Source organism: Hymenobacter seoulensis, assembly GCF_054780535.1.
Genome location: NZ_BAAGWD010000008.1, coordinates 62,144 through 85,400 on the forward strand (window position 1 = coordinate 62,144; position 23,257 = coordinate 85,400).

Below are 23,257 nucleotides of genomic sequence, written 5' to 3' on the forward strand. Positions count from 1 at the left end.
GCAGGGTCGGGGGGTTAGGCGCGCTGGACGTCCTGAATGGCGGCGATGATGTTGGGGTAGGCCGCGCAGCGGCACAAGTTGCCGCTCATGGCTTCGCGGATTTCCACGGCCGAGCCGGCATCAATTGATTTGTTCTGCAGCAGCGCCGTGGCCGCCATCAGCTGACCCGGCGTGCAGTAGCCGCACTGAAAGGCGTCGTGCTTGAGAAAGGCGGCCTGCAGGGGGTGCAGCTCCTCCCCTTTCGCCAACCCTTCGATGGTGGTGATTTGCTTGCCCTGAGCCATGACGGCCAGCGTGAGGCAGGAAAGGGCGCTTTGCCCGTCTAGGTGCACGGTGCAGGCCCCGCACTGGCCGTGGTCGCAGCCTTTCTTGGTGCCGGTCAAATGCAGGTGTTCGCGCAGGGCGTCGAGCAGGGCCACGCGGGGGTCGAGTTGCAGGCGGTGGGTGTGCCCGTTGATGGTGAGCACCACGGGTAGGTCGCCGGCTTGCGTGGCGGCATCATCCCGGGCCGCGTCGGAAGAGTCTTGGTCGGCTCTGCTGCCGCAGCCCGGCAACAGCAGCAGAGCCGCCGCTGCTAACGTGGCCGTGACAAACGTGCGCCGCGAGAGCCCGCCGCCAAACGCCTGGCTGCTCTCGCCGGCGGCGGCCGGTGGAGGATTTAAGGCTTCCAGCGCCGCCAGCACTTGGCCCGGTCGCAGGTCCTGGCCGGGGGCCACGACTGTTTTCCAGCGCACTACGCCGTGCTCGTCGAGTAGGAACAGGGCGCGCTGACCGGTTACGCCAAACTGCGCGGCCAGCGCCCCGCGGCAGCTTAGCGAATGCCAGTCGTTGGTCGCCGTGTCGACAAAGGCCGCTCCGCCGCCAAATTCCCGCGATAAACGCGCAAAAAGGGCACTTTGGTGGGCCAGCGTCGGGTCCCACTCGTCGGGCGCAAATGCCAGAATGACGGGCTGGCCGCGCCATTCACTTAGGCGGGTGCCGTCGGGTAACCCGCCGTCTGGGGCGAGGTCCCCGTTTTGCAAGGCGCTGGCTACGGGTTGGCTCATGCGAAGGGTGATACAGGGTGTATCTCAACAGATACGCACTTGCGCCTGCCGCGTTCAGACCTGTCCCGATAAGCAGGAAGTGAACCGTCGCTCCAACTTTGGCAAACCGGGCCAGATTCCCCACTTCTGCGCGTTTAGCCGACCAGCAGCAAATACTCCAGCCGGGTGGTGTCCTGCCTGTTTGCGGGGCTACCAGGCGGATTTTGACTTATAAAATTTATTACTTCGCCAATCCATAAGCTCGACCATATTGGGTATAATAGGCTAAGAAACAGATTTTATAAGCCCTACCGGATGCTACAGAAGAAGAAATGGTGCTTCTAGCGGCCTCATGAGTTACTTTTAGATTTCTAATTCAGCAATGCAGAGCCTCTGCTGAGACTTATAAAAACTATTAATAAGCCTTCTGATTGCGCTGCGGGCGGGTTAGCAAAGGGGGTATAGTAGAAGAAGGTAAATTGACTTACACTGTCAGTAATTGATCAGTAATGCTCAGTGCTTGCATTGCTCACTTGATAAGGTCCGATAAATCTTACTTATCGGACCTTATCTTAACTTGGGTTTTCTAGTCCCTTTTTTGCTGGCTACTCCTTATTAATATGGGTACAGGAAGCGCACTGCTTAGCTGACGGTTTCTTCTGCGGCGTTACCTAGTATTTCTGAACTGGCTGAGCACACCGCACGCTATGTCGAAGCAGGCTTGTCAGGGGCAGAGAATACGGCGAAGGCCTACGCCGGCGATTCAAAACGATTTGGCGCGTGGTGCCGGCAGCACGTGCTGGTGGCGTTGCCGGCTTCCTTCGATTCTCTGGCCGGCTTCATCACGCAGCGGGACAAAGTGATTTTGCTGCTGGGTTTTACGAATGCATTTCGCCGGTCCGAGTTATCGGCACTTAACATCGAAGATTTGACATTTTTAGAGGTAGGTTTGAGTACCGATCTGTATAAAGCAAAATCAACCAGCTGAGTGAAAACTAGGAAAGGGCTATCTTATATTCTCCTGAGCTGCCGCTAGGTCCCAATCTCTCCTTACAGGCGTGGATTAATCAACTGAGTCGGCACACTGGCCCGCAGCTGGTATCCTTGCGCAAAGGGGGCTGCTTAAGCAACGCCGTCTGACTGACAATCACATCAACCTGATTGTGCAGCGTTATTTGGATAGTACCTTTTCAACTCACTTGTTACGCGCCTCTTTCGAAACCGTAACGAAACTGGCTGGGGACGATGATAGTGAAGGCGTGAATAGGACCAAACACAAAACTTCCGCCATGACAGGTGCTATACTCGCCCCGATACTATACGCCAGCACAACGCAGTACAAAAGCTAGGCTTGTAGCCTTTTTCTACGAAATTCATTACCGTACTTGCCTACAGCGTTTAGAGAACATTATATTTTCACTCAACCAAGAACGGATAAGTACAGTATGTAAACTTGCTGCTACATTTGGTTTGCAACAATTGAAATACAGTTGCACTTTGCTGATATGTATAGCCTTGTATAGCGAAGAGAAGCAACGATAATATCTTACGTAAAATCATAACTAAACATATTTAATATTATATTTAAATTATATCCAAAAGAAAAAGAATAACTTCCCGTTGAAAGAAAACGCACTCAAGTAACTACCCTATGACGAAGTGTATACCTACGACTCAGGTGCTGTTACTAGCCTGTTCTTTTATTGGAATCGTTTCATATTCTGCGTCGGCCCAAACGCCTGTGCGCCGAACCAGCCTAGGCATTAATGCCAGTACGCTCCAGTACCAAGGCAACTACGGCTCGGATTACTGGAAGTTTGATAATAGCAAAATCACTCCCGGCGTTGCTATTAACTTGTACCTTACGAAAGGTATTGATTTAACTTCCCAACTGTTTTACGGGCAGTTAACCGGGAGTCGTACCCCCGCAACCCACTTTACTACCACCCTGATCAATACCAACCTAGGGCTGAAGCTGAAGCTGAATAATGGCTGGGCACTAAAGGAAGGGGCCCGTATTCAGCCCTACCTATTGGCAGCTTCCGGCTGGACGTATGCTAGCCGGGAAGGTCAAACGGATGGCAAGCCGGTTGATGACATCCAGAACTATGTGGATGTTATGGGCGGGGCCGGTATCAGTTTTCGGATAAGTGATGGCGTAAGTTTCTTTATCCAGAGCAGCCAGCACTTGCCACTGAATGCGAATCTTGACGGCGAACCTGAAGCTAACACGCCGCGCTGGTCAGATCGGTTTTTGCAGCATACTGCCGGCCTGACGTTTAATTTAGGCCAGGCCAATGACGCAGATGAGGATGGTGTGCCGGACAACAAAGACATGTGTCCCGGGACCCCCTCTGATACCGAAGTAAATGAGCGCGGCTGCCCACCCGACGATGATCTGGACGGCGTGCCCAATTATAAGGATCAATGCCCAACCCAAGCTGGTACAGCCGAGCTTTCTGGCTGCCCTGATACGGACAACGATGGCGTGGATGATACGGACGACAAATGTCCCGATGTAGCAGGCACGGCCGAGCTAAACGGCTGTCCGGACACGGATAAGGATGGCATTACAGACCAGGAAGACAAATGTCCTGATACCCCAGCCAGCGCGACTGTGGATGCTACTGGTTGTTCAGAACCAGCTGCTCCTGCCCCGGTTAGCTCCACTGATACTGACGGCGACGGCGTACCCAACGACCAGGACCGTTGCCCCACCAGTGTGGGTCCGGCGTCCAATAAAGGATGTCCGGAAATACAGCCGGCAGTGCGTCAGCGCTTGCAAGAGGCAACGAAACTAATTGGCTTTGAGCTTAATAAAGCTACGTTGCTCGCTTCTTCCTATCCAACCCTCGATACCATTGCCAAGCTACTAGGCCAGTACCCCGACTATTCCTTAAGCATCGCCGGCCATACTGATAGCCGGGGACCGGCACTATTTAATCAGCAGCTTTCACGACAACGAGCCGCGGCCGCCCGCACCTATTTGCTTGGCAAAGGCATTCCTGAAAACCGAGTTGAGCTTCGCGGCTATGGCCCTCGCCATCCGGTAGCCAGCAACGATACCGAGGCCGGCCGCACGCAAAACCGCCGCGTGGAGTTCGACCTATTCCTGACGGGTGACGTGAATGCGGCCCAGAAAAAGTACGGCGCTGAGCCACAGGCATCCACTGCAAAGCCCTCAAAGCCAGTAAAAAAGGCCGCTGCAAAAAAGCGCACCCCGGCGAAAGCGCCGGTAAAAAAACGTCCGGCAGCCGGCAAGAAAACGAAGCGTGTAATAGCGACTCCTACCACTACTAGGCGTAAATAATGAAGGACAGCTAGTTTACTAGCTCACAATAACCAGAAAAGCCGCAGCTACTTAAGCTGCGGCTTTTCTGGTTATTCGGAATGTAGTTGACTAGGGTCCAGCCAGTGTCAAACCGATATAAAGCAATGGGTGCTCGCTATTCCGATTGTGTTAAGCAGTGCGAAGTAGCTAGCGGCCTGACTTATCTAGCGGACAAAAAAGCCCTTGGCTTCCCAAACTTTTACGTTTTGGGTTCGCACAAAGCGCGTTTCGATATGACCCCAGGCGTCCTGCTTGTACATTACAGTTTTACCTTCCTCGCGGGCGTGTAATGACTGCATCTGATCAGCATGAGACAAAGCAGGAGCCGCCGATTCCACACTCTTGCGTGGACGGGGGCGTTTAGTTGATGAAGTTGACATAGGTACGGAACAGCAGGCTAGCATAAAAAGGTCCACGCTCCAAACCCTGGATGGGTGAACGATCTGAAACCGCCAGAATCAAAATAGAAAAAAACAGCTCAATTCAGGATCGAAATCCTCAATTTGGACAAAGTATACATTTAAACTGAGCTTATTGTTATGGTAAAGAATTAATATCAACCACATAATATATAACTCCAGCCTTTTTGTGACCGTCAAACATTGTATTTATGCCGCTTAAGCACTTAAATGCGACTTTTCACCGGGAAGTAAAAAAATGAAGTATTGATGGAAAATAAACCTCTATCCGCTTCCGGTGCTGTAACACCTGAGCACATACTAGCTGCTGAGCGGGCTCGCTGGAACCGTTGTTTGCTTGATCCAGATTGGCGAAAAAACCGCTTCAACCCTCACCCCAACCAGCTATTGATCGAAACGATGGAGCGCCTGCTACCGGGCCGTGCGCTGGATGTTAATATGGGAGAAGGGCGCAATGCGCTATACCTGGCGCAGCGTGGCTGGCAGGTTACGGGAGTTGATATTGCGGAGCAGGCCCTAGCATATGTGCAGCAACGGGCCGAGGGGTTGGGAATATCCCTGACCCTGGTAAACCAAGATGTGCAAGCATTTAACTGGGGTAGCAACCAGTGGGATGCACTTCTTCTAATTTACGCCGATGATATAGCTCATGCGGAGCAAGCTCATGCCGCGTTGAGGCCAGGTGGGATTGTGGTTTTTGAGAACTTCCATGCCGAGGTAAACCAGGCGTGGCAAGGCGTGCTCCCGCACAAAGTGGGTTTCGAGACAGATGAGCTGAAAGCATGCTACATCCAACAGGGGTTCCGCATACTTCGTTATGAAGAGCCGGTTGCCGTAGCTGACTTCACGCTAGAAACTCACCGCTTGGTTAGAATGGTGGCGCAGAAACTGTAACCTCAGATAATAAGCCGTACCCCGCCCAACTCGGAAATCTGATACGGAAACCGGTCACCGGGAGAGCCGATAAACATAAAGTTTTTAGGGATCTGCCACTCCTTGGATAGTTGCTCGATGAGCTCCGGGCCGAAATGCCCTTCCATGGTCACAAAATCAACTTCTATTTTTTCATACGCGCGGTCCAGTACCCGGATATCGTTTAGCAGATCCTCCGGGTATTTTTCTCCTTCCCGCAGCAACGTGACAATCTTGAGCCGGTTGGTAAACTCATTCTCGACCACGTAGGCCATGACTTTGTTAAGGTTCGATACGTTGTCGCCTTTCGTGAAGAACACAAATTCCTGTTTGGCTAGCTCTCGCAGCTGGCGTTGTACCATAAGCCGGCCAATGCGCGAGGCCCGCGGCAAATGACGAGCCACCTGATCGGCCGCCGAAAGCAGCAGGTTGAGTATCGCAATGCGGTTAAGCATAATCGATACGATGGCCATGGTAGGCAGGAAATACTGCAGGAATACGATCAGATATTCCGGGTGCATTTTCACGTTGCCGTACAGCGCCGTCAGCACACCTAACATGGCCAGGGCAACCGTGATGACGCCCGCATACACCGGCCGGGGCAGCTTGGGCCGCTTGCCCTTCAGCAGGAAATTGCCGAGGGCAAAAAAGGCCATTACCGACAAAAACGAGATGGTATAAACGCCCGCCAAGGGTCCTAGCTGCCCGTTGGTGATGAACAGGACGGAGACGCAGAGCAGGAAGAAAGTAATCAGGATGACATAGTTGCTGCCACGCTTATTTTCTCGGAGGAAAAATTGGGGCAGAATGCGGTCCAGGGTCATGCGTTTCATCAGGCCGCTGACGCCCACAAAGGAGGTAAGCACGGCTCCACTCAGGACCGCTACAGCGTTAATGGAAATAAGGGTACCCAACCACGGCCCGCCCGTAACGGTGCCAATATGCGAGAGCAGGGTTTCGGTGTGCTGGCCCACCTCACCTAGGGGCAGTACGGCAATGGCCAGAAAGGCAATAAGCGGGTTAAACACCGTAACTACTACCCACATGTTGCGAAGCGTTTTTTGGAAAACTCCGCGGGCCTGCTCTTCTACAAAATTGGCTGAGCTTTCAAAGCCCGATATGCCGAGCATGGCAGCACTGAAGCCGAAAAACAAAGCCCCCATAATGCTGCCACCCTTAAGCGGAGCATGGAAGTTTGCCAACAGCGTGTCGAGGCCGTGCGTGGCTAAGTACCAGCCCGTAACTCCAACTAGCAACGTGAGGGAAAGCAAATGGGTAATGAAAATGAGCACAGCAACTTTCGCCGACTCCGAGATACCCAGGATGGTTAAGATCAGAAACAGCCCTAGCAGCCCAATGGTGGCGAGAATAATGGGAAGGCTATGTACGAGTGTATGCAGGTAGTGCATGGCCTCATTGGCGGAGAGCACCGCCGTGGCCATGTAGGAGAGAATGGTCAGGCATGCGGCCAAGGCCGCATTCCGTTTGCTGGTAGTGTTGAGCAGCACGTTGTACGCACCGCCATTCAGGGGCAGGGCGCCCACTACCTCTCCGTAGATCTTCCGAAATAAAAACAGCACAGCGCCTACCACCAGCAACGCCACCCAGGCATATTGCCCAGCATAGGAAATTGCCAGTGCCGACACATAGAGGCAGGACGAGGAAATGTCGTTGCCGCAAATGGCACTGGCTTCCAGCTCGTTAAGTTTTTTTTCGTGGCTCATAAAGGGCTGCGTAGGTAAGCAGGAGTAGCAAATAAACGCATTCGGCTTATCAAACGGAGAAATAGCTAAAAAGGCGAAAATGCGCCACGTGCTACCCGCTCCGTGCTGGCCTGAAATGCACTAACCCCGCAGTACCTGAGGTGGCAGACGTTGGTACTACCGGATACCTAGCAGCAGGAAAGCATCGGAAAGTAGCACTCAGAAACGTATCACTATTCTAGCGGAACCTTAAGCACTGTAGTGGGCAGCCTAACTTACGCTTTTGCCAGTATAAGCACCTAGCGAGGCTGGTAGAGCGGCCCGGCGTGATGGAGCATGCTCTCTTAGCCTTTGGAGGATAGCTGCTCCTGAATGGTCTGTATTTCCCATCTATCGATGGGTTTGTGAATCAGGCCCGTTACCAGTTCGTAGGTTAGGGCCTTCTGCATGTCGTCGGGGGCTAGCGACGAAGTAAGTACATAGATATGGCAACGGCCCCGCAATGCGCTGATTTGCGGTAGCAAGGCATCCAGGAACTGCCACCCACTCATAATGGGCATGTTCAGATCAAGGAAGATAACATCAGGGATACTGCCGGGCTTCTCAAGCTCTGCCAGGGCGTCAGCCGCCGACTCAAATGTGCTGATGGAGCTAGCGAAGCCTTCCATCCGGAGTAGGGCATCGGTTAAGTAATTCCCCAGGTTATCGTCATCTATCAGGAAAGTCTTCATACCTAATCAGCCAAAAGAGAGCGTAAAGCAGGTTCCCTGGTTTACCTGGCTGCTGATTTCAATCTTCCCGCCCATCGCTTCCACATGAGATTTTACCAGGAACAAACCTATTCCTCGCCCCGTCGGGACTTTGTGAAACCGCTTATAGAGCTGAAACACATCATTGCCCACCTGCTTCAGATCGAGCCCGGTTCCGTTGTCCTGTATTTGTACCTGCACCCCTTGCTGCGGCGAGTAGCTAGCTTTCACCTCAACCTGCAGTGGCCGCCTATCTGAGCGGTATTTGATGGCATTGGCCAGCAGGTTGAAGAAGATGCTGTTGAAATAAGCCCGGTACCCAACTACCTGGATGGTGTTGGGAATGGCGCACTCAATGGTGCCACCGCACTCTGCCAACGCTGGCCGGAAGGTTTCCATAACTTTCGCACACACCTGATCCAGAAAAACAGGTTCCGGGCGGCCCGCCTCAGTTTTATCCCGAATTGACAAAATGGTGTTTACGTCGGAAATAATAGTGTCGAGCTGGGCTAGACTGGTTTGCAGATGCTGCAACGACTTGTGGAATACCTCTCCGGTTTTATCTACCCGGGCCAGCAGGTCGGTAAAGCCAATTGCGTTGGCCAGAGGCGCGCGCAGGTTATGCGACACGATGTAAGTGAATTGCTGCAGGTCGGCGTTCTGCCGGTTGAGTTCCTGCATGAGTTGCCGCTGTTTCACTTCCGTTTGCCTGCGAAGGGTGATGTCTTGCATGGCGCCAATCATGCGAATGGCCGTGCCCGTCTCGTTGCGGATAATGCAGCTGCGGTCAAATACAATAGCCCAGGTGCCATCGGCCCGCCGGAATCGGTATTCCTGCTGCCAGGTATCGCCGGTGTCAGTGGCCGTGGCTTTCTGCAGGTCTAGCAGAATGTGGTCGGCATCATCCGGATGGATGCACGCAGCCCACTGCTGGAAGGTAGGCGGGTTTTGCACCACATCGTAGCCGAAGAGGGTAGTAAATCCCTCGCCCCACACTAGCTGATCAGACTGCATGTTCCAGTCATAGAGCGCATCCGTAGTGGCCTTCAGGGCATACGCAAACCGCTCATTGCTTACCCGCAAGTCTTCTTCCACGCGTTTTTGGGCGGTAAGATCATGCACCGTACCCACTAGCTGGATGCACGTGCCCTGGGAGTCGAACACGGGCGTTACTGAAACTTCGCCGATGAGCGTGCCGGTCGGATACTCAGTGGTTTCAAGCCAGCTTACCGTATGCCTGGTTTCGGCCGCCTGCTGGTACTTGGATCGAACCAGGCTGTAGGAGGGCTCCGGAATAATCTCCTGGACCGGCCGGCCCACTACCCTAGCGTAGGGCAAGCCGGTAACCGTTTCAAATGCTTTGTTGATGTAAGTAAATCGATAGGCATTACCGGGTTCTACCTGTAGCACAAATAGTACGTCGGCCACGCTGCTGAAGATAACAGAGAGCTGCTCCTCACGCTGCTTCAAGCTTTCCAACGAGGAATCTGGCTGATTATTCGGGCGCGCCTGCCCAGAGATGCCCGCCAGCTTTCCATCTAGTAGAAACGGCACGGTAGTCACCTCCAGTTCAAGCAGCTGGCTGGCTGAACTGGGTAGCGCAAGCTCCAGGGTCAGTACCTCGCCGCGCTGGCTGTGCTGGAGCAGCAGGTCAACGGCGTCCGGGTTCGTTGCGGACAGTAGTTCTGCTAGCGGGCGGCCTTGAAGCGCGGCTACATCGTGGTTAACCAGGCGGGCAAATGCCTCACTTAAGGATGTAAAGGTGCCTAGCGAATCAAGGTTGAAAACCGCCTCCCTGTGCTGTTGCACATAGGTACCCAAAGGGGTTACGCTGCGTACGCTCATCTTCTATTGGACCTGTGATTCCAGCACCAATTTTTTTGGTCACTGTATGCAATGCAGGGTGATAATACACTAGCCGGTTTTGCCTCCAGCACACTTCAGCGCTCTACAAACAGGAAAGCTCCCTGATAATTCGGTAAACTTAGTCTGAATTAATTCTGCTGCGGGCTTTTGAGCTGACTTTTCTGGAAGCTTCACGCTGCATAGTATTTCCTACTTACTAGCTCTACTTCAGGGAGATACTGCGGATCTATCCTGTATTTACTAATTTCTATGTATCATTTTTAAGCTCCGCAGTTTAGTTAGGCCTCTTCACGTTAAGATTCCTGAAATAATTTGCTTTATTATGTACTATTTATACTACATTTAATACAAATAAATTAACCCTGCTTGCATATCACAGAGCCAGCTTAGCATGATTTAGCTGCACTAATTTTTGCTTGCTATACCCATCAGCTTAACGCTCACTTTGTACCTAGCGCGCTGGTTCAGCTGGCTAGTTCTCTTTCTGCTCTTAACCCATCCAACCTCAGCACTATGGACTCAACAACTATTCGCCGGATCGGATGCTTTACGGTGAGCCTCCTGCTCATTTTGTTTCTGCTACGCGCGCATGTCGTTCGGATTCAGCACGCGGTTGTCTTTACTCAGCTAGAGGCATTTGAGGTTGTGTTGCTTGCCTGTTACTATGATTTCCTGCTGGCAATTGGCTTAGCGGCTGGGGCCCTGGCCCTGCACTTTTTGCTGGCGAAGTATCCGCGGGGGCAGCGGTTTGTAACCGGAGTTTTTATCGGCTGCACTCTGCTCATCATCTGGTTTGGCTTCAGCTACATTGAGGTCAGTGAGCTGTTGGGCGGGCCGCTTACCTATGCCTGGCTCTATTACTCCGACTTTCTGCAGAATAGCGACTCAAAATCGGCGTTGCTGGCCAATGTGTCGTGGGAATGGGCTGGCAAGCTGCTGAAATGGAGTGTGGCTTACCTAGCGGCGAGTTACGCCTTGTTTTTCCTGCTGAAGCGCCTTGATACATCCGGGCGGTTTGCCCAAGCCGCTACCCTCGTAATTTCGCTGGGGTTGCTGTTCTACTTCTGGCAAGCACCCGCGCAGGCTCAGAAACATGAACTAAGCTACAAGCAAATGGCCAGCCCGGTGCTGGCTTTCTCAAACTCCGTTTACCAATCCGTGGCTACTACGCCCGACCTGTTCTCGGTTCAGCTGCCACCCGACTTTGAGGCTTTTCCCCAGCCTTCGGTGGCTACCGGGCCTAGTAAAGCGCCTTCTGATGCCCGCATTCGCAACGTGGTGCTTTTTGTGCTGGAGTCAGTGCCGGCTGAGTACGTGCCCGGCTACCAGTCGCGGTTTAACGTAATGCCCAACCTAGCACGGCAGCTGCCAAACTCTCTGCTGGTCAGTGATATGTATGCTCAGATGCCCAGCACCAATAATGCGGTAGTGTCGCTTCTGGGTTCCTTGTACCCGAAGATATCCTACCAAAGCATTACGAAGGAGCACCCTGCCATTCCGGTTTCTTCCCTGAGCGGAGAGCTTAAGAAGGCTCGATTGCGCACTGGTTTCTTCTTCTCGGCCGATACTCGTTTTCAGAATATGCGGGGCTTTCTGGCAAACCGGAAGTTTGACGTACTCAACGATTTTCAGACCATTGCCTGCACCAAGCCCGTGCAGAAGGTTGATGAAAAAGAGGAGGACTACCTGGACAGTGCGGATGAGTCGTGCCTGCTGAACGCCTGCACCACCTGGCTGCCGGCTGATGCCTCCGGTGCACCTTTTTTCGCAACTATCTGGACTTCGCAAACCCACTACCCCTACTTTCCGCAAGGAGCCCAGGTTGACTACGGGGTAAAGGAGCGGTACCTGAATCAGTACCTGAACGCGCTACATTACTCTGACTCGCAGCTAGGGCTGCTGCTTGATGAGCTAAAGCGCCGGGGGCTGAGCGAATCAACGCTGGTAGTGGTAGTAGGCGACCATGGGGAGGCGTTTGGCCGGCACGTGCAGTACGGGCATGCCTCTAACATCTACGAGGAAAATGTGCGTATTCCGCTGCTGTTCATCAACCCACTCCTGTTTCATGGCGAAAAGCTGCAAGCTATTGGCGGACAGGTAGATATTGCTCCGAGCATCCTGGATATGCTACGCCTGCCAATTCCGGCCGAGTGGCAGGGAACCAGTCTGTTCAACCCCAACCGCACCGACCGGGCCTATTTCTTTAGCCCCTACTCTAACTATCTGTTTGGATATCGGGAGGGCCGCCACAAGGTTATCCTCAATGCCAACACCAGCAAAACGATGGTGTTCGACCTGCAGAAAGACCCTCACGAGCAGCAGAACTTGGCCGACGAGATGCCCGAGTTTGTGCAGCAAAGCCACCAGCGGCTGGCGCGCTGGGTTCAATACCAAAACGCGTATTTACAGCGCATTATAGATACCCAGCCTACGGCGCCGCCCGTTGCCAGCCAGTAACAGGCTGGTTAGTGTTTTTTCTGAAAGCAAAAGGAAAACGAAACAGCTCACTCCGGCTAGTTGGCACTTACCCCGTTGGTAAGCCACTGATAGGCTTTGGCTTCGTCGTCGAAGACGTGAGTAGAAAATTCCCGTTCCGGAGCCAGCATATACTCCACGTACTTCCGATGCGCCGGATCGTTGAGGAAGCGCTCATAGATATAAGCCGAGTTCAGAACAGCTAAGCATAGGCGCCGAGGCTTCAGGCGCGAGGCAGCCATAGGGTAAAAAACTTGGCTGGCCCAAGCACTCAGCTCAGGGTCAGTGCCTTCTCTGCGGCGTACATCCAACAGCCACTTAGCACAGTGGTACTGCTGAGCAGTGGCTAACGTGGCCAAGTAATCTTCCTGCAAAACCGCCAACGACGCATCCTGGTGCCACCGGACAATCAGTATATCCAGGTCAGGCCGGTATGAAATGGAGCGGGTCAGCGTCAGGTTTTCAGACATGGTGGGTTTGTTCGGGGCCGGGCGAAGGGTACGCTTCCGCCTTCGGGCAGGGCTAGCACTTGTTCTTGATGGGCATTAAACAGTTTAAGAAGCAAATGTTTTGAGCACAAGTAATCTCAGTAGCAGAAGAATGCGTGGGTGCTGCCCGAGGTAAGTTGCCCGCAGTCTCCTGCACACCCAAAAGCAACCCAAGCGGCAGTTAACCCGTGGAATGTTTCCTCTGCTGCGGCTCTGTGGCTGCTCAGAACTGGTACACCATGGCGTTGATATTCATGCCGGCGCCTACCGAGGCCAGCAGAACAGTGTCGCCGGGTTCAATCCGGTGGTCTTCCAGCTCACCTTTCAAGAGTAGGTCCAGCAGGGTAGGAATGGTTGCCACCGAACTGTTGCCTAGCCAGCCAATTGTCATTGGCATCAGCTCCATACCCGGACACACTTCGCCGTACAGCTTAAAGAGCCGCTCCAGAATGGCCACGTCCATTTTCTCGTTGGCCTGGTGAATCAGCACCTTCCGGATCTGCAGGAGTGGCACATTGGCCTTTTGCAGGGCGGCCTGTAACACCAAGGGCACATGCTGGAGGGCAAACTCGTAGAGTTTTCGGCCGTTCATTTTCATATAGCGGTCGGGTCCCGCAGCAGCTTCCGGATGATAGGAAGGCTCCATCCGCAGCAGGTTGGCGTACTCGTAGGCGTGGGTTTGGGTGTGGTGGGCCAGAATGCCCTGTTTGGTATCGGAACTGGCCTCCAGAATAATGGCTCCGCTGCCGTCGCTGAAGAGCATGGAGTCCCGGTCGTGGGGGTCAATTATCCGCGAAAGGGTTTCGGTGCCGATAACCATACACCGGTGGGCATCGCCGGAGCGGATAAAGTAGTTTGCCTGGATAACCGCTTCGAGCCAGCCCGGACAGCCAAAGGCCATGTCATAGGCCACGCAATCGGGGTTTTTGATGCCCAGCTGGGCCTTGATGCGGGACGCCAGTGAAGGAACCATGTCTACGCGGTTGCCTCCCAGCACCACATCACCGAAGTTATGGGCTACAATGATGTAGTCCAGCGTTTCCGGATCGATGCCACTTGTTAAAAGAGCCTGGGCCGCCGCCTGGTAGCCCAAATCAGAGGCTGTTTGCTCCGGTTGGGCATAACGCCTCTCCTTAATGCCGGTTATGGCCGTGAACTTATCAATGCCAGTGGCCGCATCAATGGTAATGGATACCCTTTCCTGAGAGAAAAAGCGGGTAGTTAGGAAATCCTGATTCCGAACAATGGTATCGGGGATGCAGCTGCCGGTAGCAGCAATGATAGATCGAATCATAAGGGAGCAAGCAGTAGAAAACAGCTACTGTAGCCGGCAAAATTGCAGCAAAATTCATTCTGATTCGTTGCCGAATGCCTTGCAAAATAGAAGTTCAGCTTGTGTGTACGCTACAACAAAAACAAAATAGTTTTGATTGGAATGAAATGCACTAGGCTAGGCAATGCCTCAAACTGGCTTCATTTGCGTTTAGTAGGGTATTAACGGTATTTTAATACAGTTAATTATCTCTCTCCCTTTACCCGTTTTACGAGGCGCTGAATCCATTTGCCGGTTTTGGTGCGGGGGCGCTTTTTCGCTCTTGTTGTTTTACCCGGCTGGCTGCTGTACTGGTTCCGACTTTCGGTGCGGGCAGAAGCGGCACGGGCTACCTTGCTGGCTACTGGCTTTGGCGGCCCCGTGATGCTAGTTACCGCTAAGGTAAGCCGGCGGTTCATCGACCGACCCACGGGCCCATCGTTGGGCGCCACCAGCATCTGGTCGCCGTAGCCGATAGCCTGCAGGCGGTTGCGCTCAATGCCTAGCCCTGCCAGCGCCACAAGGGCTGCTTCCGCTCGCTGCTTGCTGAGCTGCTGGCTCTGTTGTGGGTCGCCGGTGTTATCTGTATGGCCCCCAATCCGGATACAAGCCAGCGGAAAGGCTTTCAGGATGGCCGCTAGATTCTGCAGTTGCTCTTCCGACTCCGGCGTAAGGGTGGGCTCGCCGGGAGTAAAGAACACGCGGTCAACGGTTAGCCATTTGGGGTTACTTGCATCCTCTGATAGCTCAGGCGTCAGCTCGCCATCATTCAACAACCGGAAAAGTTTATACTCGGTGGAGTTAGCGCCTACTTTCTGGCTGCTCCCATCAGGCAGAATAAGGGCTAGGGGCTGCCCCGTGTTATAGATGTAGGTGTCCGTAACAGGATCGTAGCCACTTGTAGTCGAGGATGCGCCTGAGTACGGGGTATTGGGTTCAGCAGAAGGGTTTGTAGGCGGCGGAGGGGTAGTGACTTGCACAACCGGGGCCGTATTTCCCTTCGCTGAATGCGGTGTAGCTGACTTATCCGGAACAAGACGCATGTAGGCACCCACGCAAAGCAATATGATTAGCAGCGGGAGCACCATGGCCCATTTGCTTACAGGCAATTGAGCCGGGACTTTCGGCCCTGCCGTACCGGGGGTAAAGGTGATACCGCCGCCCACCTTTTCCCAGGTTCCGGCCCCCGATACTGTAAAGCGCTGTAAAACATCCCTTTCTGATATATTTGATGAAGTATTCGGTTGGCTGTCGGTTTCCGGCAGGGTTACCGGTGAGGGAGCGTCCGGGCTAAGAATGGTGTTGGCGCTTACTACTTGTTGTTCCTGTTGCAGCCACTGCACCAGCTCGTCGTTGGTTAGTTGGTTAGTAACGGTTTGGCGGCCCAACACCCCTAGTACTACCTGCACTGCTATTTCCAACACTAAGTCGCGAGTGGGGCCGGGCAGCTCTGGGTGAAGCCTGTGTACAGTTTGCTCATATCTAGCACCTAGTAATTCCTGGATCAGCTTTACGCCACGGCCGCTACTTGGGAGCAGGGTGCGCAGGGCCTCAGGTGCGCCTGCTTGTCGGGCCTGGTGCGCTAGGGTGGCAATTGCTTCTGGGCCGTTGGCGCGGACGGCGCGCTCCTGCAGCACGTGCACGACTAGGTGCATAAACTGGTTGAAGGTGCGCTTCAGCAACTCATGGCTTACATTCAAATGTGTGCCCAACTCCGTTAGGTACTCATCAGTAAGCCATTCCTGCGCAACTTCTACTACCGGTTTATTCTGTCGCATAGCCTCACCGCCTGGGTCTATTCTAATTTACAGACTTTTTTTAGGAAAAAATCGTCCGGTATGGCATACGATATTCTTCCAGCCGCGGTGAGCCTAGCTACAATAAGTTATAAATAGTACAAAATGTTACCCAGGTTTATACTTTTAAATACCTTCCCAAGTATTTACTATTATGCTCGATTTTAAATGGCGTACCTATTTTCTATATTCTGCAGCCACGCTTGTATTTTATACTCTTTAAGCGAATGATCCTGTTTTTGTGCTATTTTTTAATAAGCCACTCTGTGCCATTACTCTCCCGTATTAGCTCAAACCCCTGCTTAAGGTACACTCGCTCCTCGTGCAGCTCAAAGCTTGGTTCCTTGTTGAGCTTTTTCAGTACCAACGTGTCAAACATAGCCCGCACTTCATCACGCCGAAATTGCACTATTTCCTGGGGCTTTGCCTTTGCATCTGAACGCACGGGTAAAGCTTTCAACAACTCCGCTTTCCCCTGCTGGCGTGCCAATGCCTCCTGATATTCAGTTACCAAATGGCCTTTAGTAATAGCTGTGAACACGGATCCGGGCAGACTTTTGACTTTGCCTAGGCGGTACTTCTCCTGCTGCGCGCGTACGACAAACAAAATATACCCCGGCTCCACCTCGCCGCGGGTTACCAGTTCAGCTACCGTTGCCTGACTGCTCGCTGCTAGCCCTACTTTTTGCAAGGCGGCATCCCAGTCAGAAGTGGGGCCTAAAGGAAGCGCATCTAGCTCCCCCGCAAAAGGCGGAAAATGAAACCGGATCTGCGACACGGCTTTGCCATCGCGCAGAAGCTCATACTCGAAGGGCAAATCGGTTTTGCTCAGCTCCATCTGGGCCCTGTCCAGTACGCGCAGCTTAAACAATGGAAACTGCTTGTATTGACCTTCCAGGCTAAGCAGCGCCTTCAGTTCATCGACCTCCACGGTGCGGGTGCCAAAGGCAGCATACTCCTTCAGCAGCCAGTAGATGCGATACGAGTGCGGACTTTTTAGCTTGAGCAGCTGCACTACCTGTGCTTTGGTAAAATTGCGCTGCAGTTGCAGCAGGTAGGGCATTACCTCATCATTAAACCGCACGTGCAACGCGCCTTCCTCACCCCGATACTTGGCATACGCCATCAGCGGAATCTTATCAAAGTCCGGGGAGTGGCTGCGCCGCGACCCACGCCGGGTGGCACTAGGCCGCTCAATGTGCAGAATCCGGCTCACCAGCTGATCACACATACCAGCCACCTGCTGATAATCTTTACTACTGGGGCGGCGGCCCGACAACGCCACTACTTCAGTCAGTGGAATGCGCATCTCACGAAATTCGCTGTCGTCGCGCCCAATCCGGGAAAGCATGGCCATAAACAACCGCATTTCAACGGTAGACAAGTCAAACCGAGCATTTACCAGCGCATTGTGCTGAACAACTATCTTGCTGACTGGCTCTTCCAAGCCCGGCTGGTCGAATAAGGAAGGTTGCATACACTAGCAGTGCTGAATGGAATGGCTAAAGATGCAACATAGCGGCTGCTATTACAAACCTAATGCTTTGTAATAGCAGCCGCCAAGATGAGGCGTGTTTTCGTTGCTTCGTGCTTTTGTAATAGGTCGTCGTGGTTTTTGTAATAGGCCTTCGTGCTTTTGTAATAGGTCGTCGTGGTTTTTGTAATAGATAGGGCTTTGTTTGTCGTGGTTTCTGTAATAGCAGCGTCGTGGTTTTTGTAATAGCAATTCGTGCTTTTGTAATAGATCCTCGTGGTTTTTGTAATAGATGAGGCCTGTTATCAACTTGTAGTCAAGTATTTACAGACCCCCTAAACCTATAAACCTTATAAATAAGGTAACAACCAGGTTTAAACAGGGCGTTTTTTTGAAAATGAAATTTAGGGTGATGTTCGAATTGAACGGAAAAAACCAACCAACCCAACGCCAGGGAGGTCTGCTACAGGGCGCGGCCCGCGGCTGTCGTGGTTTTTGTAATAGGTAAGGCTCCTTGATTGGGCTGAATTGAACTTAATAACTGGAAACAGAATATAGTAAATCCCTCAATAACAAACGGTTAGCAAATGTTCTGACAGCATATCAGCTCTTCCCTGGCTTGATAGTATCCGGTTCGTATCTATTACAAAAACCACGAGAGAACAGAAGCTACCACTTACCCGCAATGCTAGGAGGCTGCTTATCGTAAAGCACGTATTACAAAAACCACGACAGCTGCCTCAGCCTTGCTAGCAGTTGCGAAAAAACGTGCCGTCTTACCCTGATAAGTGAGTTTCCCGCGGCCAAAACAACAGCCAGGCTCGTGGTTTTTGTAATGGAACCCTGCTTGCCTCCTTTCGCAATGCCACGCAGGAAGAACAACCACGTTCCAGAGCGCGCATCACATTAGCTACCCAGAATCGTCGTGGTTTTTGTAATAGATGGCCGAAACACTAGGGCACTACCAGTGGCAAAGTGCTAGACCAAAAGCCACAACCAGTGCCCTGGTCGGTTTTGTTTGTCAACAAGAAAGCAAGGCTGCTGCTTTACTGCCAGAAGCCGCGGGTCACAGCCTGAAACCAGACAGACACTAGGTTAGCTGCAGAAGCGTACTCTTGATAATGGCTTTTACTTCCTGCCATAATCCGGCACGTTGCTCATCGGTTTCTGCTTTGCGCAGGCGGTTGGTAGTAATACGCATGCGCATCAGGGGCAACAGCATAAGCTGCTCTACCTCAGTCCATAAGCTTTCCGGAGAATCGGGGGAGGCAGATGGCGGTTTAACTTCCATTTCAGTGGCCGCTTCGCGCAACTCCGTGAGCACCATAACCACCTGAGCCAGCAGATTGAGAATATCCCACTGTACGGGGCCAAATTCCCGCGGATGGTCGTCAAGCACGCACAATGTACCCAGGTATTTTCCTTCAGTAGTAGTCAGGTCCTGGCCCGCGTAAAATTGCAGCGGCAGGTGCCGAATAATTGACATGGAAAGAGCTTCTCCGGCGTCATGCGGAATTTGGTCCAGCAGACCTTCCCTATCATGCAGCAGGGCGGCAAAGCAGAGCTCCCGCTGCCGCTCCTTCTGTGTAAACCCTACCGGACTTCCAGCTTTACCAACCCAGGTAAAATCCGGATCAGCCAAGGATAAAAAAGCAAAGGGCATGTCAAACAGGCGGGCCGTAATGAGCACCAACTGCTCAAAGATTTTCTCCCGGCCACTGCTGATAACCCGGTAGCCGCGGTAACCCTCAAGCCGCTCAGGCGCATTATCTGATACCGTACCAGTAGGCATGAGCGAAGGGATTGAGGGTGAATTCAGAAGGGAATATAAAATATAATTATTAGTAAATAAATACTAGCCCCTAATTGAATGATAACTCAACAACGATCTAGTTACGAATAATTTATCCAGAAATTTGCTAGCCCGCAATCCAGCTTGAAGTGGATGTGGATTGCCCGAAAAAGTGCCGACTAGGCTACTAACTTTTCTTTTCTGCCTCCGCCGTTGGAGCCAGTACTTTCACTTTATCGGTCTTGCCTAGTCCCGAGGTTACTTCCACGTTGATGCCATCAGAAAGGCCGGTTTTTACCAGGCGTTTCTCGAACTGTTGCGGAGCCGTTTCCACTTCCACGAACACGCTGTCTTTGTTTACGCGGCCGAACTGCAACAGGCTTTCCCGAATGGCTAGTACCTTTTCCCGGCGGCCCAGCACAATGTCACCGTTGGCGGAGTAGTTGGCCCGCAGGAACTGACCGGGCTTCAGGTTGAGACGGGCGCGGACCTGAAACTTGATGGCGCCTTCCTCGGCTAGCCCTTTGGGCGCAATGTACTCCAGCGTTGCCGGGAAAATTTGGTTTTCCAGCGCCCCAATAGTCAGGTTCAGGTCCATGCCTTCGCGCACTTTACCCACTTCGCTCTCGTCAATTTTTCCCTCAAACACCAGGCTTTTCATGTCGGCAACGGCGGCAATGGTGGTACCCTCATTGAAGTTATTGCGCTCCACTACCGAGGAGCCCACCTTCACCGGCAGATCCAGTACCAACCCCGTGATGGTGGAGCGCACGAGGTTAAGCGAGCCGCCCGTGTTGCGGGAGGCCCCTTTCTGGGCAATTTGCAGGTTGCTTTCGGCGGCGCTCAGGGCTTGGCGCTTGGCTTTGTAGTCGGCCAGATAGTTGAGGTACTCCTGCTCGGCAATCACCTTTTGCTCATACAAGGACTTTTGCCGATCCAACGCAATTTTGCTGGTTTCCAGGGCAATGCGGGCTGCCTGAATTCCGGTTTGGGCGCTGTTTACGTTGCCAGCGTTGGCTACCGTACGGATGCGAGCAATCAGCTGCCCTTCCTTCACGGGCTGCCCGGCCTCGATGTAGAGCTCCTCTACAATACCTGACACCTGGGGCTTGATGAGCACTTCCCGACGCGGCACAATGCTGCCCGTCGCAACCGTTTTCTTGACGATATCCGTCACGAAGGGCGCCTCAGTGGTGTACGTGACGGGGTCGGTGTGCGCTTGTTTCCAGAAATAATAGCCCAGCCACCCAAACCCGGCCAGCAGCAAGAGCACCAGCACCGAAAGAAAAACGCGTTTCATAGAAAATCAGATAGGAAGTTGAGGTAATCAGCTGTTCCTGAGGAAAAAGTTATTCGTCTTTGAGGGCTACCACGGGCTGCACCTGAGCGGCTTTCAGAGCCGGCACCAGTCCGGCCACTGCCCCGGCCACAACGAGCAGCACCACGGCCGTAATGGCCACGCCCACATCTACCTGAGGGTTGGCGAAAAAGCCCACGTTCTGGCCCGCAATCATTTGGTTGATGCCGGCCATCAGGGCCGTGCCAAACAGCAGCCCCAGCAGTCCGGCGGCGGCGGTAATTACTATGCTTTCCTGCACAATCAGGCTCACGATGCTCCAGGGGGTAGCACCCAGGGCCTTCCGAATCCCGATTTCCTTGGTGCGCTCCTTCACTACAATGAGCATGATGTTGCTCACGCCGATAATGCCGGCCAAGATGGTCCCGATGCTGACCAGCCAACTGAACGCCGAAATACCGGTAAACAGCCCCTGTACCCGGGCGTACTCCTCTTCCACGTTCGCCGAGCCAAAGGCTCGTTCATCGGAAGGTGCCACCTTATGCTGACGGGCCAGCACCTGCTTGGCTTTGGTTTCCACCACTTTGGCCGGTACGCCAGGCCTCGGGATAAAGGCAAAGTAACCTACTTGGTTGGGCTGGTTAAAGGTTACTTGCAGGGAGGTGAGCGGAATGATAATAGTTTGGCTGTCCTGCTCCGCATTCTCGGGTTGGCCCTGAGCTTTAAACACACCAACCACTTGGAAAAACACTCCCTTGATGCGGATTTCCTGTCCTATAGGCGGCTGGTCGCCGAACAGCACCTCGGCCACCCGGTTGCCAATCACGGCAACTTTGCGACGCTCTTTTATATCGGGCTCGTTGATAAAGCGGCCGCCGGTCAGGTAAAGAGGTTTGATAGCCGGATAGCCCGGGTACTCGCCATTCACGGAGAACGAGGAGCTCTTGGTGCCATACTGTACGGTAAAGGTGCCATTCAGAGAGCTGCGGGGCAGAATCACCCCGGCCTCGGGTACTTCCTGCTCCAGGGCCCGCACGTCGTCGTTGGTCAGCTGAATAAAGCGGCCCACTTTCAGGCCGGCATAAGGCACACTGGTGCGCTGGGTCCAGAGAAACACGGCGTTCTTGGCCACGTCAAACTCTCCCTCCACGCCGTTGCGGAAGCCCTTGCCCGCTCCCAGCAGCACCACCAGCATAAATATGCCCCAGAACACGCCAAACGCCGTCAGGCCCGTGCGCAGCTTGTGCCGGCGCACCGTAGCCCAGATTTCACTCCATTTGTCGAGGTCGAACATGGCTGGGAAAGTTAGTCGGCCCGAAGTGCCTCGATGGGTTTGACGTTGGCGGCCTTCATGGCCGGAATCAGGCCCGCTATAGCACCAGAAATGACCAGCAATGCCGTGGCGGCCAGCGCAACCCCCACATCTACCTCAGGGTGGTCGAAGTAAGAAGAGGTGCCCCCGGCCTGCTCCAAGGCGTAGCGCACGGCGTCCAGCAGCGCTACCCCAGCCAGCAGCCCCAAGTAGCCCGCCAGGCTGGTAATCACCACCGACTCCTGCACAATCATGCTGATGATGCTCCAGGGCGTAGCCCCCAGGGCTTTGCGCACGCCAATTTCGCGGGTGCGCTCCTGCACAATAATGAGCATGATGTTGCTGACCCCTACTACCCCCGCTACCAGGGTCAAGACCCCAATTACGCTCACAAACAGCTTGATGCCCCGGAACAGCCCCTCAAAGCGGGCCACTTCTTCCTCGTTGTTATCCAGGTCCAGGGCCTGCTTGTCGGCGGGGTCAAACTGGTGGCGGCGGGCCAGGAGCTGCCGGACCTGCTCTTCCAGCACTTTTACCGGGGTGCCCTTGCGGCTGCTGATGCCGATGCGCTGCACCTGGTTGTACTGGTTGAACGTGGTTTGGAAGGTAGTGAAGGGCACGAAGGCGCGCTCCTCGTTGCGGCCGTTGTTGCCCGTATTGGTGAAGGTGCCCACCACCTTGAAAAACACGCCTTTCACTTGCACAAACTTCCCAATGCCGCTGCTGTCGCCGAACAGCACCTTGTGCACTTTCTCGCCCAGGATCATCACCTTGCGCTGCTCCAGGCCATCCAAAGGGTTCAGGAGGCGGCCCCGGGCCAGCTTTTCGCCGCTGAGTTGGAAGAACTCGGCATTGGCCCCGAACACTTGGTAAGAGCCGTTTTTGGTGCCGTTCATGATGGTGTACTCGCCAAACAGACGGTTGCGGGAAGCCATGAGCTCCACCCCATCTACCTGCTGCCGAATAGCCTCCAGGTCTTCGTTGGTGAATTTCAGCTCCCGGCCCGGCTTCAGACCCTGCCAGGGCAAGGAGGTTTTGCCGGCGCTCACAAACAGGCTGTTCATGGCCCCGCCCCCAAACTCCTTCCAGATGCCGTTTTCCATGCCCTTGCCGGCCCCCAGCAGCAGCACGAGCATGAAGATACCCCAGAACACGCCAAAGGCCGTCAGGAAGGTGCGAAGCTTATTGCGCCGCATCGTCCCAAGTATTTCCTGCCATTTGTCGAGGTCGAACATAATATGCGGAGTTAAGCCCTCCTGTTTACTAGCCCTGGTGGTAAGCCAAACCACCTGAGGGCTGATATCTA

General features: G+C 53.6%; 15 protein-coding genes. 3 read left to right on the top strand and 12 right to left on the bottom strand.

From position 1 onward, the window contains the following. Positions 1-14: 14 nt before the first annotated feature. Positions 15-1,046, bottom strand: coding sequence for a 2Fe-2S iron-sulfur cluster-binding protein (locus ACYVHC_RS20420; protein WP_460615584.1), 1,032 nt, complete (start codon positions 1,044-1,046; stop codon positions 15-17). Between the two features lie 1,720 nt (positions 1,047-2,766). Between ACYVHC_RS20420 and ACYVHC_RS20425 the strand changes: the two genes are divergently transcribed. Then, entirely contained in the window at positions 2,767-4,335 is a 1,569-nt protein-coding gene (locus ACYVHC_RS20425) for an OmpA family protein (RefSeq protein ID WP_460615585.1), read from the top strand. A gap of 689 nt (positions 4,336-5,024) precedes the next feature. Further along, positions 5,025-5,669 carry a class I SAM-dependent methyltransferase gene (locus ACYVHC_RS20430; RefSeq protein ID WP_460615586.1) on the top strand — a complete coding sequence of 215 codons (645 nt, stop codon included), beginning with the start codon at positions 5,025-5,027 and terminating at the stop codon, positions 5,667-5,669. Positions 5,670-5,671: 2 nt separating this feature from the next. Here ACYVHC_RS20430 and ACYVHC_RS20435 read toward each other — a convergent pair whose 3' ends face one another. The 3 genes from ACYVHC_RS20435 to ACYVHC_RS20445 all read right to left on the bottom strand — a co-directional run bounded on the left by ACYVHC_RS20435 (position 5,672) and on the right by ACYVHC_RS20445 (position 9,948). Next, a complete protein-coding gene (locus ACYVHC_RS20435) occupies positions 5,672-7,411 on the bottom strand; it encodes an APC family permease (protein WP_460615587.1) in 1,740 nt (579 codons plus the stop codon). A gap of 323 nt (positions 7,412-7,734) precedes the next feature. Continuing rightward, positions 7,735-8,121 (bottom strand): response regulator, encoded by a 387-nt coding sequence (locus tag ACYVHC_RS20440; protein ID WP_460615588.1) that lies wholly within the window; start codon positions 8,119-8,121, stop codon positions 7,735-7,737. Between the two features lie 6 nt (positions 8,122-8,127). Next, positions 8,128-9,948, bottom strand: coding sequence for a sensor histidine kinase (locus ACYVHC_RS20445; RefSeq protein ID WP_460615589.1), 1,821 nt, complete (start codon positions 9,946-9,948; stop codon positions 8,128-8,130). Between the two features lie 570 nt (positions 9,949-10,518). Here ACYVHC_RS20445 and ACYVHC_RS20450 point away from each other — a divergent pair. Continuing rightward, complete coding sequence (locus ACYVHC_RS20450) at positions 10,519-12,462, top strand: LTA synthase family protein (RefSeq protein WP_460615590.1); 1,944 nt, start codon at positions 10,519-10,521, stop codon at positions 12,460-12,462. Between the two features lie 56 nt (positions 12,463-12,518). On the opposite strand, the gene ACYVHC_RS20455 is transcribed toward ACYVHC_RS20450, so the two are convergent. The 8 genes from ACYVHC_RS20455 to ACYVHC_RS20490 all read right to left on the bottom strand — a co-directional run bounded on the left by ACYVHC_RS20455 (position 12,519) and on the right by ACYVHC_RS20490 (position 23,186). After that, a complete protein-coding gene (locus ACYVHC_RS20455; protein WP_460615591.1) occupies positions 12,519-12,950 on the bottom strand; it encodes a hypothetical protein in 432 nt (143 codons plus the stop codon). A gap of 241 nt (positions 12,951-13,191) precedes the next feature. Continuing rightward, the gene (locus ACYVHC_RS20460; RefSeq protein ID WP_460615592.1) at positions 13,192-14,262 is read right to left on the bottom strand and encodes a 3-oxoacyl-ACP synthase III family protein; all 1,071 of its coding nucleotides are present in this window, start codon (positions 14,260-14,262) and stop codon (positions 13,192-13,194) included. Positions 14,263-14,486: 224 nt separating this feature from the next. Continuing rightward, entirely contained in the window at positions 14,487-16,058 is a 1,572-nt protein-coding gene (locus ACYVHC_RS20465) for an OmpA family protein (protein ID WP_460615593.1), read from the bottom strand. A 262-nt stretch (positions 16,059-16,320) separates the two neighbouring features. Continuing rightward, on the bottom strand, positions 16,321-17,553 hold the full coding sequence (locus tag ACYVHC_RS20470) for a replication initiation protein (protein ID WP_460615594.1): 1,233 nt from the start codon (positions 17,551-17,553) through the stop codon (positions 16,321-16,323). A 1,087-nt stretch (positions 17,554-18,640) separates the two neighbouring features. Further along, complete coding sequence (locus ACYVHC_RS20475; RefSeq protein WP_460615595.1) at positions 18,641-19,342, bottom strand: hypothetical protein; 702 nt, start codon at positions 19,340-19,342, stop codon at positions 18,641-18,643. 187 nt (positions 19,343-19,529) lie between these two features. Then, positions 19,530-20,642 carry an efflux RND transporter periplasmic adaptor subunit gene (locus tag ACYVHC_RS20480; RefSeq protein WP_460615596.1) on the bottom strand — a complete coding sequence of 371 codons (1,113 nt, stop codon included), beginning with the start codon at positions 20,640-20,642 and terminating at the stop codon, positions 19,530-19,532. Positions 20,643-20,691: 49 nt separating this feature from the next. Further along, positions 20,692-21,933 carry an ABC transporter permease gene (locus tag ACYVHC_RS20485; RefSeq protein ID WP_460615597.1) on the bottom strand — a complete coding sequence of 414 codons (1,242 nt, stop codon included), beginning with the start codon at positions 21,931-21,933 and terminating at the stop codon, positions 20,692-20,694. 11 nt (positions 21,934-21,944) lie between these two features. Beyond that, entirely contained in the window at positions 21,945-23,186 is a 1,242-nt protein-coding gene (locus ACYVHC_RS20490) for an ABC transporter permease (RefSeq protein ID WP_460615598.1), read from the bottom strand. Between the last annotated feature and the right edge of the window lie 71 nt (positions 23,187-23,257).